The following is a 12,801-nucleotide window of genomic DNA, read 5'->3' on the forward strand; positions in this document are numbered from 1 at the left end:
ATCCACAGAAGGTTCTTATGTCTTCCACCAAAGCCCGCGCAGATTCACTTTCGCTTCTGCTGTTTACCTTGCGCAGCGGCAAGCTGATGGCGATCAACCTGCTGAAAGTCAGTGAAATCATTCCCTGCCCGCCGCTGACCAAGCTGCCGGAGTCGCACCCGCACGTCAAAGGCATCGCCTCCCTGCGTGGTGCCTCGCTGTCGGTGATCGACCTCAGCCGCGCGATCGGCGAGCGGCCGCTGGAAGATCCCAACGGCGGCTGCCTGATCGTCACCGATGTCAGCCGTTCCAAGCAGGGTCTGCACGTGCAGGCGGTGAGCAAGATCGTCCATTGCCTGACCACCGACATCAGGCCGCCACCGTTCGGCTCCGGCGGTTCGCGTGCCTACATCACCGGCGTGACCTCGGTGGACGGTACGCTGGTGCAGGTGCTGGATATCGAAAAAGTCATCCACAGCATCGCCCCGGCGCAGATCGAAATGGCGCCGACCGACCTGACCATGGAAGACGCCGAAGTCCTCGGCAACGCGCGGATTCTGGTGGTCGATGACAGCCAGGTGGCGCTGCAGCAATCGGTGCACACCCTGCGCAACCTCGGCCTGCAGTGCCACACCGCGCGCAGTGCCAAGGAAGCCATCGACTGCCTGCTCGATCTGCAGGGCACCGCGCAGCAGATCAACCTGATCGTCTCCGACATCGAAATGTCCGAAATGGACGGCTACGCCTTCACCCGCACGCTGCGCGAGACTCCTGACTTCGCTCACTTGTACGTGCTGCTGCACACCTCGCTCGACAGCGCGATGAACAGCGAAAAGGCCCGACTGGCGGGAGCGAATGCAGTACTGACCAAGTTCTCCTCGCCGGAACTGACCCAACGTCTGATCGAAGCGGCCAAGCACGTCGCGGCCAACGGGCACTGAGTCTTGGCCGAAGCGTTTTGTTTTCTGCTACGGCGCGACTTGAGTGAAGCGGTGCCGAATGCGCAGTGGCCGTCCGGGATTGAGCTGTCCGTCTACCGCGATGAATTGGCGCCAGCGCTGCATCAGTTGATGCAACTCGGACATGTGCAGGGTGGCGGTCGAGTACCGCCGCTGGACGAATGGCAGCAGCGGTTTGTCAGCGATCCCGAATACGATCCCTCATTGTGCTTCGTTGCCTGCGATGCCGAGGGTGTGGTTGGCGTGGCGCAGTGCTGGACCAGTGCGTATATCAAGAATCTGGTGGTACACCCGCGAATGCAGGGCCGGGGACTTGGGCGAGCGTTGTTGCTGCATGCTTTCAGCGTCTTTCAACAGCGGCGTGAAGGGTTTGTCGATTTGAGGGTGCTGGAGGACAACCTGCGGGCGCGCCGGTTGTATGAAAGTGTCGGGATGTATGTAGTCCGGCGGGAGCTGGTCGTCGAATGATCCACCGCCATCGCGATCAGGCTCACTCCTACATTTGAAATGCATTCCAACCTGTAGGAGTGAGCCTGCTCGCGATAGCGCCGACACAGGCAACTTCCAACCCGCAGGCATACTCCAACCTTGGCCATAACCCAGGATGCCCCAACCATGAAAGCCATCAACCTCGCCCTGCTCAGCCTCACCGCCCTCGCCTCCCAGGCCCACGCCTCCAGCCCCGACGCCTGGGCCTCCTACGACAAAACCGTGCTCGCCAGTTGCACCAAGGCCAGCGGACTGAAAAACGTCAAACCGGTCGGCACGCCCGCGCAATTCGATGATCGCGTCGGTTACACCGCCGTTCTGCTGCAAGGCCAATATCCGCAAAAACACATGAAAGGCCAGCAAGGCAGCGAGCTGTGCCTCTACAACAAACAGTCGAAAACCGCATTCGTCACCGAGTGGGACTCGATCCGCCCGGTGACAAAATCCCACTGAGTGGCGCAGTCCTTGCTTCGATCGGGTTCTGTGCGATGGTTTTCCGCCATCCTTTCACACCCTGATTGAAGACAGATCGCTCAATGAATACGACGTTTTCCTGCGTAGGCTGCGGCAAATGCTGCACCGACCACCATGTGCCGCTGACGCTGGCCGAAGCCCGCATGTGGGCGGCGGATGGCGGTCAGGTAATCGTGCTGGTCGAGGCCTTTCTCGGCAATGGTCTGGGCCTGCCAGCGCAGCAGCGCGAACATGCCGAGCGCCGGTCGGCCATGGTCCGCAGCGGCGCTACCGATGCTCATGTGGCGATCACTTTCGCCGCCTACAACGTCGGCCCCTGCCGGAATCTTGACGACGACAAGCGCTGCCGAATCTACGAGCGGCGTCCGCTGGTGTGCCGGATTTACCCGGCGGAAATCAATCCGCACATCCCGCTCAATCCTGCTGCCAAGGATTGCCCGCCGGAATCCTGGGAACAGGGACCGGAACTGATCGTGGGCGGCGAATTGGTTGATCGGGAACTGGTTGAGCTGATCCAGCGTTCGCGTCAGGCGGACCGGGATGACATCAGACTCAAGGATGCGATCTGCGCGATGCTCGGGATTCGCACCACCGCGCTCAAGGGCGATGGGTTTACAGCTTATTTGCCGAACATGGATGCGTTTGCGCAGGTGATCGACCAGGTAAGCGCGCAACCGTTGGCGGCGCAGCCGAGTGAGTGGCTGTTTCATTTGTCAGGTGATGACGTGGCCGGGCAAGTGCTGGCAGCCGGAGGCCAAGTGGTGACTGAACCGGCGCAGACTTATGCGTTCATTTCATTGCGCGCGGCTTGATCTGACATTTGTGGTGTAGCGGCTGCCGCCTTCGCGAGCAGGCTCGCTCCCACACTGGATCTGCGCCAGACACAAAACCTGTGGGAGCTCGCGAAGAGGCCAGCACAAGCACCATCACTTTCCGATGTCAGCGCTTGCCCATCGACCGACGCGTGCCCGGCGGCGCCATGCCCGGGGTCTTGGTGTGGCCATTCTTCGCGCCATTCTTGTACCACGGCTGATTCGAGCCTTTCGCCGAGGCCAGCTCGCCCGGCTTGAACGGGAACTTGAACGCCGGGATCTCGGCCTTGGTTTCGCTGGTGTCAGCCACGTCAGCCGGGACGTCGCTCACAGCGTCGTCAACCGGCGGTTGGGTCGGGGAAGTCATAAAAGCTCCGGGAACAAAAAGTCGGCCCGATCAGTGAGCCGCAAAGGCGCGCAGTATACCTGTGCGCTCTGGCTCGGCATCTGAAGATTTGCGCGATGCGCTGAATGGCTGCTTGGTACTGACACTGCGTGATGATATTTCAGTTCATGCGGTGTTGAACGTCACTCAACAATTGCGAGGTGCTCTCCAGCAACTGCTCAAGAAGCGCGTCATCCTCATCCATATAGCCTTCGTATTCGGCGAGATTCCGCCGCTCATGGCACAGCGCAAACAATCGCACCTGAACCTTACTGCTTTGCGTGGTATGGATCAGACACTGGAATACCAGATAGCGCTTGTCCGATCGATAGCCACTCAAGCGAAGAGCTGTCAGCGCCAGCGCGTGAGCGGCGTTGTAGGCCAAATCGAACCGGCTGGAAAACGAGAGTGTGCAGGTGTGCGCATCCTTGAGCCTATCCAGAGCCGAGCGCATCAGCCCCTCACACTCTTTGCGGTCAGGTGGCTCCGCTTTCAGTACACCGCTACGTAGAAGATTCTCCAGACTCTCGTTGCTGCCCATCCTTGGACTCCAAAGGGTTTGCCCCTGACAGATCGATTTTTTCCTGCTGCATCACCCGCATGACAAAACTGTTCTGTGCCGCCAGCTTCCTGGCCCAGTCTTGCGGGGTGTATAGCGTCGGGTTGATGGGACGCCTCAATTGCTCCTCCAACGGCATGAGTCGCTCCATCAACTCACTGTAGTGCAGGCCTTCGCCAATCAGCATGAGATCTATGTCACTGAGTGTGTTCGCCGAGTTTTTGGCAATGGAGCCATACACGAACGCCCACGTGATCTGTTCGGCAAACGGCTCTAATGCCTGACGAAGAGGCTCGGCAAAACCGAATGTCTTACGCGTGATGCCCAGAAGCTCCGCGTAGATAGGACAGGCGGGGTTGGCCTGGTAATGGGTCTGGTTACCCACTCGTGTCATGCTGAGGATCCCGGCTCGTTGCAATCGATCGAGTTCACGCATCAGCCCGCCTTTGCCAACCTGCGCCCAGCGCACAATTTCGTTGGCGTAGAACGTCTGGTCAGGCTTGCCGAACAACAATCCCAATACTTTTTGCTGGGTGGCGGTGAACAGGGCTTCGCTTAAAGAAAAGTTTTCCACTGGCGCAAACCGAAGAGTCCCAAAAAAGGAACGATAGGTCCCTTTTAGGGACTTATCAACTCAACCGTAATCGCAGCCACTGCAATTAACATCGGAAACTGACAATCCTGACAGCCAGCCGTCACCCTGCCGACCGCCTGACCGGTTTATAACTGGCCAATCAGCCCAAACTCCAAACTCCAGACTCCGGCGCCGCGCATGTCCATTCAGAAAAATAAAATCCTGCTCGCCTCTCTCCTGATTTTGCTGGCAGCCGCCGGCCTGTGGTTTGTGCTCAAACCGGCACCGGCCAAACTGGCCAGCCCGACCGCCATTCCTGTGCGCGTGGTGACGGTCAGCGCCAAAGACGTGCCGCGTTATACCAGCGGCATCGGCTCGGTGCTCTCGCTCCACAGTGTGGTGGTGCGTGCGCAGATCGACGGCATCCTGACGAAAATTCTGGTCAAGGAAGGTCAACTGGTCAAAGCAGGCGACCTGCTCGCTACCATCGACGACCGCTCGATCCGCGCCAGCCTCGATCAGGCCCGGGCGCAGTTGGGCGAGAGCCAGGCGCAGTTGCAGGTCGCGCTGGTCAATCTCAAGCGCTACAAATTGCTCAGCGTCGACGACGGCGTGTCGAAGCAGACCTTCGACCAGCAGCAAGCGCTGGTCAATCAGCTCAAAGCCACGGCGCAGGGCAATCAGGCCTCGATCGATGCGGCGCAGGTGCAACTGTCCTACACGCAGATTCGCTCCCCAGTCACCGGGCGCGTCGGTATTCGTACGGTCGATGAAGGCAATTTCCTGCGCATGACCGACACCCAAGGACTGTTCACCGTGACTCAGATCGACCCGATCGCCGTCGAGTTCTCCCTGCCCCAGCAGATGCTGCCGACCCTGCAGAGCCTGATCAGCGATCCGCAACGCGCGCCGGTCAAGGCCTACATCGGCGCCGACACCGATGGCGAAACCGGCAATCTGCTCGGCGAAGGTCATCTGACCCTGATCGACAACCAGATCAACGCCAACACCGGCACCATCCGCGCCAAGGCCGAATTCGCCAACGCCAGCCAGAAGCTCTGGCCGGGTTTGCTGGTGACGGTAAAAATTCAGACGGCTGTGGATAAAGATGCGCTGGTCGTTCCGCCCACCGTCGTACAACGTGGCCTTGAACAACACTTCGTTTACCGCGTGAAGGACGACAAGGTCGAGGCGGTGCCGGTGCAGATGGTGTATCAGGGCAGCGGCCAGGACATCATCAAAGGCGTCAACGCCGGTGACGTGCTGGTGACCGACGGCCAGTCGCGGCTCAAGCCGGGGTCGAGCGTGCAAGTCATGAGTGAGCCGCCGCAAGTGGTGCAGGCGGAGCCGAAGCCATGAATTCGCACAAAGGCATCTCGACCTGGTGCATCGATCACCCGGTGGCGACGATCCTGTTGACGATCGCGCTGGTGCTGGTCGGGGCGATTGCCTTCCCGCGCTTGCCGATTGCTCCACTGCCAGAAGCGGAATTTCCTACGATTCAAGTCTCGGCGCAGTTGCCCGGCGCCAGCCCGGACACCATGGCGTCTTCGGTGGCGACGCCGCTGGAGGTGCAATTCAGTGCCATCCCCGGCATGACCCAGATGACCTCGAGCAGTGCGCTGGGCTCAACCCTGCTGACCCTGCAATTCACCCTCGACAAAAGCATCGACACCGCCGCCCAGGAAGTCCAGGCGGCGATCAACACCGCCGCCGGCAAGCTGCCCAAGGATATGCCGACGCTGCCGACGTGGAAGAAGGTCAACCCGGCCGACAGCCCGGTGCTGATCCTCAGTGTCAGCTCCACACAGATGCCCGGCACCGAACTCAGCGACCTGGTGGAAACCCTGCTCGCCCGGCAGATCAGTCAGATCGACGGCGTCGGCCAGATCAACATCACCGGTCAGCAACGTCCGGCGATTCGCGTGCAGGCGTCGGCGGACAAACTCGCGGCGATTGGCCTGACGCTGGCCGACATCAGGCTGGCGATCCAGCAGACCAGTCTGAACCTCGCCAAAGGTGCGCTGTACGGCGAATCGAGTATCTCGACGCTGTCGACCAACGACCAGTTGTTCCACCCCGAGGACTACAGCCAGCTCATCGTTTCCTACAAGGATGGCGCACCGGTTCACCTGCGCGATGTCGCCAGAGTCGTCAACGGTGCGGAAGATGCCTACGTGCAGGCGTGGGCGGGTGATCGTCCGGGGGTGAATCTGGTGATCTCGCGCCAGCCCGGCGCCAACATTGTCGAGACCGTCGACCGCATCCAAGCCGCCCTCCCCGGTCTCGAAGCCATGCTGCCGGCCTCGGTGCAGGTGAAAACCCTGATCGACCGCACGCAGACCATTCGCGCTTCGCTGCATGAGGTTGAGATCACCTTGCTGATCGCGATCCTGCTGGTGGTCGCAGTCATGGCGCTGTTCCTGCGGCAGTTGTCGGCGACCCTGATTGTTTCGGCGGTGCTCGGCGTCTCGCTGATCGCCAGTTTCGCCCTGATGTACGTGCTCGGTTTCAGCCTGAACAACCTGACGCTGGTGGCGATCGTCGTCGCGGTCGGCTTCGTGGTCGACGATGCGATTGTCGTGGTGGAGAACATTCACCGCCATCTCGAGGCCGGCGATGACATGCGCGAGGCGGCGATCAAGGGTGCCGGCGAGATTGGCTTCACCGTCGTTTCGATCAGTTTCTCGCTGGTAGCGGCGTTCATCCCGCTGCTGTTCATGGGCGGTGTGGTCGGGCGGCTGTTCAAGGAATTCGCCCTGACCGCGACGTCCACCATCATGATTTCCGTGGTGGTGTCGCTGACGCTGGCGCCAACCCTCGCCGCGCTGTTTATGCGTAAACCGGTACATCACGCGAACGCCAAACCCGGTTTCAGTGAGCGCCTGCTCGGCTGGTACGAAAAGGGTCTGCGCCGCGCCCTCGACCATCAGAAACTGATGATTGGTGTGTTCGGTCTCTCGCTGGCGTTGGCGGTTGCCGGCTACATTTTCATTCCCAAGGGGTTCTTTCCGGTGCAGGACACCGGTTTCGTCCTCGGCACCACTGAAGCCGCTGCGGACATTTCCTACGGCGAGATGGTGAAAAAACACTTGGCCATGGCGGAAATCGTCGCGGCCGATCCGGCGGTGCAGGCGTTTTCCCATTCGGTGGGTGTTTCCGGCAGCAACCAGACCATCGCCAACGGGCGCTTCTGGATCGCCTTGAAAAAACGCGGCGATCGCGACGTCAGCGCCAGCCAGTTCATCGACCGCATCCGTCCGCAACTGATGAAAGTCCCCGGCATCGTTCTGTATTTGCGCGCAGGGCAGGACATCAACCTCAGCTCCGGCCCGAGCCGTGCGCAGTATCAATACGTGCTGAAGAGCAATGACGGCGCGACCCTCGCCACCTGGACGCAGCGCCTGACCGAGAAACTGCGCAGCAACCCGGCGTTCCGCGACATTTCCAATGATCTGCAACTGGGCGGCAGCATCACTCACATCAGCATCGACCGTAGCGCAGCGGCGCGTTTTGGCCTGACTGCCAGCGATGTCGACGAGGCGCTGTACGATGCGTTCGGCCAACGGCAGATCAATGAATTCCAGACTCAGGTCAACCAGTACAACGTGATTCTCGAGCTGGACACCAGGCAACGCGGCAAGGCCGAAAGCCTCAACTATTTCTACCTGCGTTCGCCGCTCAGCGGAGAAATGGTGCCGCTCTCGGCGCTGGCCCGGTTTGACGCGCCGACCATCGGCCCGCTGTCGATTGCCCACGACGGCATGTTCCCCGCCGCCAACCTGTCCTTCAACCTCGCCCCGGGCGTGGCGCTGGGCGATGCGGTGATTCTGCTCAATCAGGCCAAGGCCGAGATCGGCATGCCCACCGCGATCAGCGGCAATTTCCAGGGCGCGGCGCAGGCGTTCCAGAGTTCGCTGGCCAGTCAGCCGTGGCTGATTCTGGCGGCGCTGGTGGCGGTGTACATCATTCTCGGCGTGCTTTATGAAAGCTTCGTGCATCCGCTGACGATCATCTCGACGTTGCCAGCGGCAGGCCTCGGCGCGGTGATCATGCTGTGGATCTGTGGTCAGGACTTTTCGATCATGGCGTTGATCGGGCTGGTGCTGCTGATCGGTATCGTCAAGAAGAACGGCATCCTGATGATCGACTTTGCCCTCGAGGCGCAGCGCCAGCGCGGACTGGCGCCGCAAGAGGCGATTTTCGAGGCGTGCATCACCCGGTTCCGGCCGATCATCATGACCACCCTCGCCGCGCTGCTCGGCGCGTTGCCGCTGATGCTCGGCTACGGCACCGGCGCCGAACTGCGCCAGCCATTGGGCATTGCCGTGGTCGGCGGTTTGCTGGTCAGCCAGATGCTGACGCTGTTCACCACCCCGGTCATATACTTATGGCTCGAACGGCTGTTTCACCGGCACTCACACCCACCAGCCCCAACGCCCGCAACGGCATTGGCGACCACAGACTGAGGCGGTCATGCGCGTTCTGATTATCGAAGACGAAGAAAAAACCGCGGACTATCTGCACCGTGGCCTGACCGAACAGGGCTACACCGTGGACCTTGCCCGCGACGGCGTTGAAGGCCTGCATCTGGCGCTGGAATGCGACTACGCAGTGATCGTCCTCGACGTCATGTTGCCGGGGCTCGATGGCTTCGGCGTGCTGCGCGTGCTGCGCGCGTTGCGTGCGCGCAAACAGACCCCGGTGATCATGCTCACCGCCCGCGAGCGCGTCGAAGACCGCATCAAGGGCCTGCGCGACGGTGCCGACGATTACCTCGGCAAGCCGTTTTCCTTCCTCGAGCTGGTCGCCCGCCTGCAAGCGTTGACCCGGCGCAGCGGCGGCCATGAGCCGGTGCAAGTAACCATCGCCGACCTGTGGATCGACCTGATCAGCCGCAAGGCCACCCGCGCCGGCACGCGCCTGGATCTGACCGCGAAAGAGTTTTCCCTGCTCAGCGTGCTCGCCCGTCGCCAGGGCGAAATCCTCTCGAAAACTGCGATCGCCGAGATGGTCTGGGACATCAATTTCGACAGTGATGCCAACGTCGTCGAAGTCGCGATCAAACGCCTGCGCGCCAAACTGGATGGCCCGTTCCACGAAAAACTGCTGCACACCATTCGCGGCATGGGTTATGTACTGGAGAGCCGTGGTGTCCAGTAACTCGATTGCCCTGCGTTTAAGCGGGATGTTCACGCTGGTGGCGCTCGTGGTGTTTCTGTTGATTGGTGGCGCACTGTATCAACAGGTCGACAAGGGCTTGGGGCTGTTGCCGGAAGCTGAGCTGGATGCGCGTTACAGCGTGCTCGAGTCGGCGCTCAATCGCTTCGGCACACCGGAACATTGGGTGAAGATCAACGCCAAGCTGAAGCTGCTCGGCGAAGAAGACAAGCGCATCCGGTTCTGGGTGGTCAGTGGTAATCCGGGTTACGAATATGGACAACCCGATGCCGCGATTCGGGCCTTCGCTCAGGGTCCGCTGGGCATGCATGACCTGTATCTGGCCGACCATCCCTACCCCCTGAAAGTGCTGCTGACCGAGTTGCCGGCCAAGGACCAGCGCCCGTCGCTGCGCTTCATGATCGGCATCGATACCGAAACCTTCCATGAGACGCAGCACAATCTGCTGATCGCACTGATCGGTCTGGCGATCGCCGGTGTGCTGATGGCTTCGGCGCTGGGCTATTGGGTGGCGCGCATCGGCCTCAAGCCGTTGATCAAACTGTCGCAGGAAGCTCAGCGCCTGGCACCACCACTACGCGCCGGGCGCTTGCGTCTATCGCCGTTGCCGCCGGAACTGGAGCAGTTCGTCGAGTCGTTCAATTCGACGCTGGAACGGGTGGAACTGGCCTATTCGCGGTTGGAGTCGTTCAACGCCGACGTCGCCCATGAACTGCGGTCACCGCTGACCAACCTGATCGGCCAGACCCAGGTCGCGCTGACCCGCGGGCGCTCGGCCGAACACTATTTCGAAGTGCTGCAATCGAACCTCGAAGAGCTGGAGCGACTGCGTTCGATCATCAACGATATGTTGTTCCTGGCCAGCGCCGATCAGGGCAACAAGGCAACCAAACTGACCTCGACGTCACTGGCTGATGAGGTGGCGACGACCCTGGACTATCTGGATTTCATTCTTGAAGACGCCCAGGTTGAAGTGCAGGTCAGCGGCGATGCGCAGGTCCAGATTGAGGTCGCGCATTTGCGCCGGGCGCTGATCAACTTGCTGAGCAACGCGGTGCAGCACACCGAACCGGGACAGGTGATCGAAGTGCGCATCGAGGTTCAAGAACATCAGGTGAGCATCGGCGTGGCCAATCCCGGGACGCCGATTGCCAGTGAGCATTTGCCGAGGTTGTTCGAGCGCTTTTATCGGGTCGATGCCTCGCGCAGCAACAGCGGCAATAACCACGGCTTGGGGCTGGCGATCGTCAAGGCGATCGCGCTGATGCACGGCGGGGATGTGTTTGTACGCAGTGACCGGGGCATGAACACCTTCGGCATTCACCTTCCGGTCTGAAAAGATCAAAAGATCGCAGCCTTCGGCAGCTCTTACAGGTGTACACCAAGCCCTTGTAGGAGCTGCCGAAGGCTGCGATCTTTGCTTTTGCTGTAACAGTCATTTATGAAAATCACGCTGTTTCCCAACCCTCGGCAACCTTATCTTTGCCCGCACCAAACAGCACTTGCCAAGCAAGAAGGTTTTTCAGATGTCCAACAGTATGGGTATTGCCAGCGCGTTCGTTTTGTCCTCATTGATCCTGTCGCCGATGGCGATGGCTGAAGAATCGCAAACGTTCGTGGCGCAAAAAGTCGCGCGCGCGCAGGCATTCGATCAGCATCAGGCCGAAGTGATGGCCAAGGCTCAAGACGCGACGCAATCCCCGCAGGCCGCCAATTCCCAGACTCAAGCGCTCGAGAAAGACAGCTGAGTCGCACCGCGAAAGGTTTCCCTCGACGCGGTTGTTTGGCTCTTCCCGTTCAACCGTCGTCACTCCAGGCCGCTGCCTTTCAGCGGCCTTTTTTCGTTGTGGTCTGAAAGCCGTCTGGTGCGTCTGTAACAACAAGAAATATCAAGCCGCTCAAGAAACAGAGCGGCCCGCTGACCCAAGGAGTTCCACCGCACGTGTTTTACCCTGCCCGCCTTACACCGCTGTTCATTGCAATGGCCGCAACGATTGTTCCCACCGCCCACGCCGACGAGCCTGCTGAACAAGGCTTCGTCGAAGGTTCGAGCCTCAACCTGAACGCCCGCAACTACTACATGAATCGCAACCGCTTGCAGCAAGCGGACGACAACATCGAGTGGGGCCAGGGTTTTCTCGGGGTGTTCCAGTCCGGCTATACCGAGGGCACGGTTGGCTTCGGTTTTGATGCCCACGCCATGCTCGGCCTGAAACTCGACGGCGGTGGCGGTACCGACGGTTCGAGTATCCTGCCGATCAGCGATGGCAACGGCAAAGCGCCAGGCTCGTTCTCCACCGCAGGCGGAACGTTGAAGCTGCGTGCGTTCGATACCGAGTTGAAGGCCGGTGACCTGTTCCTCACCAACCCGGTGATTGCCGGCGGCGACACGCGGATGCTGCCGCAGACGTTTCGCGGTATCAGCCTCGCCAATCACAGTTTCGACGGCTGGCTGATCGAAGGTGGCCAGGCCAGTTTCACCAAGCCGTATAACCAGAGCGGTCACACGCGAATCGGTACGTCCTACGGCACCCTCGCCGATGGCGATGAGAGTCAGCACCTGACTTGGGCTGGTGTGGCCTGGAGCGGTGTCGAAGGTCTGACCAGTAGCCTCTATGCCTCTGAGCTGAAAGACATCTGGAACCAGTACTACTACGACCTCGACTACACCTGGCAACTGAACGATCTGGTCAGCCTCAACCCGGGCCTGCATTTCTATCACACGCAAGACACCGGTGATGCGCTGCTCGGCGACATAGACAACAACACCTGGAGCGCGCATCTGACCGTCGGCATCGGCAGCCACAGCGTTACCGCCGCGTACCAGCGGGTCAACGGCAACACACCGTTCGACTACATCAGCCAGGGCGACAGCGTTTACCTGGACAACTCCCAGCAATACTCGGATTTCAACGGCCCGAACGAACGCTCGTGGAAGCTCAAGTACGCTTACGACTTCACGGGTGTCGGCCTGCCAGGGCTGACTTCGGCGCTGTCCTATTCGCGCGGCACGGTCGACCTGACCAAAGCCGATCCGGACAACCCAGGCTATTCCAGCTGGTACAGCGCTGATGGCCGCAACGCCAAACACTGGGAGCGCGATATCGATTTGCAGTACATCGTGCAAAGCGGTCAGGCCAAGGACCTGGCGGTGCGCCTGCAATGGGCGACCAACCGTGGCGGCAATGGCTACGGCGCGATTGATTCGGATACAGATGAATACCGCGTGATCATCGACTACCCGATCAACGTCTTCTAAGATCGGCGCGGCGTTTTTCAGATCCTGTGATCTATCCTGTGGGAGCGAGCCTGCTCGCGAAAGCGGTGTGTCATTCAACGCAGATGTTGACTGACAATCAGCTTTCGCGAGCAGGCTCGCTCCCACAGGT

13 protein-coding genes are annotated in these 12,801 nt (G+C 60.4%); 10 read left to right on the forward strand and 3 right to left on the reverse strand.

The window, feature by feature from the left end:
* Window positions 1–17 precede the first annotated feature (17 nt).
* From BLU71_RS16820 to BLU71_RS16835, 4 genes are all read left to right on the forward strand, one after another.
* Complete coding sequence (locus BLU71_RS16820; RefSeq protein ID WP_042608360.1) at window positions 18–920, forward strand: chemotaxis protein CheV; 903 nt, start codon at window positions 18–20, stop codon at window positions 918–920.
* Between the two features lie 3 nt (window positions 921–923).
* Entirely contained in the window at window positions 924–1,406 is a 483-nt protein-coding gene (locus BLU71_RS16825) for a GNAT family N-acetyltransferase (protein WP_083353537.1), read from the forward strand.
* A 147-nt stretch (window positions 1,407–1,553) separates the two neighbouring features.
* The gene (locus BLU71_RS16830; RefSeq protein WP_083353538.1) at window positions 1,554–1,880 is read left to right on the forward strand and encodes a hypothetical protein; all 327 of its coding nucleotides are present in this window, start codon (window positions 1,554–1,556) and stop codon (window positions 1,878–1,880) included.
* An 83-nt stretch (window positions 1,881–1,963) separates the two neighbouring features.
* On the forward strand, window positions 1,964–2,713 hold the full coding sequence (locus BLU71_RS16835; protein WP_065616626.1) for a YkgJ family cysteine cluster protein: 750 nt from the start codon (window positions 1,964–1,966) through the stop codon (window positions 2,711–2,713).
* A gap of 127 nt (window positions 2,714–2,840) precedes the next feature.
* On the opposite strand, the gene BLU71_RS16840 is transcribed toward BLU71_RS16835, so the two are convergent.
* From BLU71_RS16840 to BLU71_RS16850, 3 genes are all read right to left on the reverse strand, one after another.
* Window positions 2,841–3,080, reverse strand: a complete 240-nt coding sequence (locus BLU71_RS16840) for a hypothetical protein (RefSeq protein ID WP_042608363.1) — start codon at window positions 3,078–3,080, stop codon at window positions 2,841–2,843.
* A 139-nt stretch (window positions 3,081–3,219) separates the two neighbouring features.
* The gene (locus BLU71_RS16845) at window positions 3,220–3,639 is read right to left on the reverse strand and encodes a hypothetical protein (protein ID WP_065616625.1); all 420 of its coding nucleotides are present in this window, start codon (window positions 3,637–3,639) and stop codon (window positions 3,220–3,222) included.
* The gene (locus BLU71_RS16850; RefSeq protein ID WP_083353539.1) at window positions 3,602–4,231 is read right to left on the reverse strand and encodes a nucleotidyltransferase domain-containing protein; all 630 of its coding nucleotides are present in this window, start codon (window positions 4,229–4,231) and stop codon (window positions 3,602–3,604) included. The genes BLU71_RS16845 and BLU71_RS16850 overlap by 38 nt, the downstream gene beginning before the upstream one ends.
* Before the next feature lie 198 nt (window positions 4,232–4,429).
* On the opposite strand from BLU71_RS16850, the gene BLU71_RS16855 reads away from it, so the two are divergent.
* The 6 genes from BLU71_RS16855 (at window position 4,430) to BLU71_RS16880 (ending at window position 12,671) form a co-directional block, all read left to right on the forward strand.
* Window positions 4,430–5,590, forward strand: a complete 1,161-nt coding sequence (locus BLU71_RS16855) for an efflux RND transporter periplasmic adaptor subunit (RefSeq protein ID WP_083353540.1) — start codon at window positions 4,430–4,432, stop codon at window positions 5,588–5,590.
* Window positions 5,587–8,700: a multidrug efflux RND transporter permease subunit gene (locus BLU71_RS16860; RefSeq protein ID WP_064364306.1), complete on the forward strand. Its 3,114-nt coding sequence runs from the start codon at window positions 5,587–5,589 to the stop codon at window positions 8,698–8,700. The genes BLU71_RS16855 and BLU71_RS16860 overlap by 4 nt, the downstream gene beginning before the upstream one ends.
* Before the next feature lie 7 nt (window positions 8,701–8,707).
* Complete coding sequence (locus tag BLU71_RS16865; RefSeq protein WP_083353541.1) at window positions 8,708–9,394, forward strand: heavy metal response regulator transcription factor; 687 nt, start codon at window positions 8,708–8,710, stop codon at window positions 9,392–9,394.
* Window positions 9,384–10,748: a heavy metal sensor histidine kinase gene (locus BLU71_RS16870; protein ID WP_083353542.1), complete on the forward strand. Its 1,365-nt coding sequence runs from the start codon at window positions 9,384–9,386 to the stop codon at window positions 10,746–10,748. Before BLU71_RS16865 ends, BLU71_RS16870 begins: the two co-directional genes overlap by 11 nt.
* 190 nt (window positions 10,749–10,938) lie before the next feature.
* Window positions 10,939–11,160, forward strand: coding sequence for a hypothetical protein (locus tag BLU71_RS16875; RefSeq protein ID WP_039761392.1), 222 nt, complete (start codon window positions 10,939–10,941; stop codon window positions 11,158–11,160).
* Window positions 11,161–11,393: 233 nt separating this feature from the next.
* Window positions 11,394–12,671 (forward strand): OprD family porin, encoded by a 1,278-nt coding sequence (locus BLU71_RS16880; protein WP_419198356.1) that lies wholly within the window; start codon window positions 11,394–11,396, stop codon window positions 12,669–12,671.
* Window positions 12,672–12,801: the final 130 nt, after the last annotated feature.

It is taken from the genome of Pseudomonas moraviensis, assembly GCF_900105805.1.
Taxonomy (GTDB): domain Bacteria; phylum Pseudomonadota; class Gammaproteobacteria; order Pseudomonadales; family Pseudomonadaceae; genus Aquipseudomonas; species Aquipseudomonas moraviensis_A.

Bases quoted from the DNA above. Each gene is read 5' to 3' on its own strand.
- BLU71_RS16820 (WP_042608360.1), top strand. From the start codon at position 18: ATGTCTTCCACCAAAGCCCGCGCAGATTCACTTTCGCTTCTGCTGTTT.
- BLU71_RS16830 (WP_083353538.1), top strand. From the start codon at position 1,554: ATGAAAGCCATCAACCTCGCCCTGCTCAGCCTCACCGCCCTCGCCTCC.
- BLU71_RS16835 (WP_065616626.1), top strand. From the start codon at position 1,964: ATGAATACGACGTTTTCCTGCGTAGGCTGCGGCAAATGCTGCACCGAC.
- BLU71_RS16840 (WP_042608363.1), bottom strand. From the start codon at position 3,080: ATGACTTCCCCGACCCAACCGCCGGTTGACGACGCTGTGAGCGACGTC.
- BLU71_RS16845 (WP_065616625.1), bottom strand. From the start codon at position 3,639: ATGGGCAGCAACGAGAGTCTGGAGAATCTTCTACGTAGCGGTGTACTG.
- BLU71_RS16855 (WP_083353540.1), top strand. From the start codon at position 4,430: ATGTCCATTCAGAAAAATAAAATCCTGCTCGCCTCTCTCCTGATTTTG.
- BLU71_RS16860 (WP_064364306.1), top strand. From the start codon at position 5,587: ATGAATTCGCACAAAGGCATCTCGACCTGGTGCATCGATCACCCGGTG.
- BLU71_RS16865 (WP_083353541.1), top strand. From the start codon at position 8,708: ATGCGCGTTCTGATTATCGAAGACGAAGAAAAAACCGCGGACTATCTG.
- BLU71_RS16875 (WP_039761392.1), top strand. From the start codon at position 10,939: ATGTCCAACAGTATGGGTATTGCCAGCGCGTTCGTTTTGTCCTCATTG.
- BLU71_RS16880 (WP_419198356.1), top strand. From the start codon at position 11,394: ATGGCCGCAACGATTGTTCCCACCGCCCACGCCGACGAGCCTGCTGAA.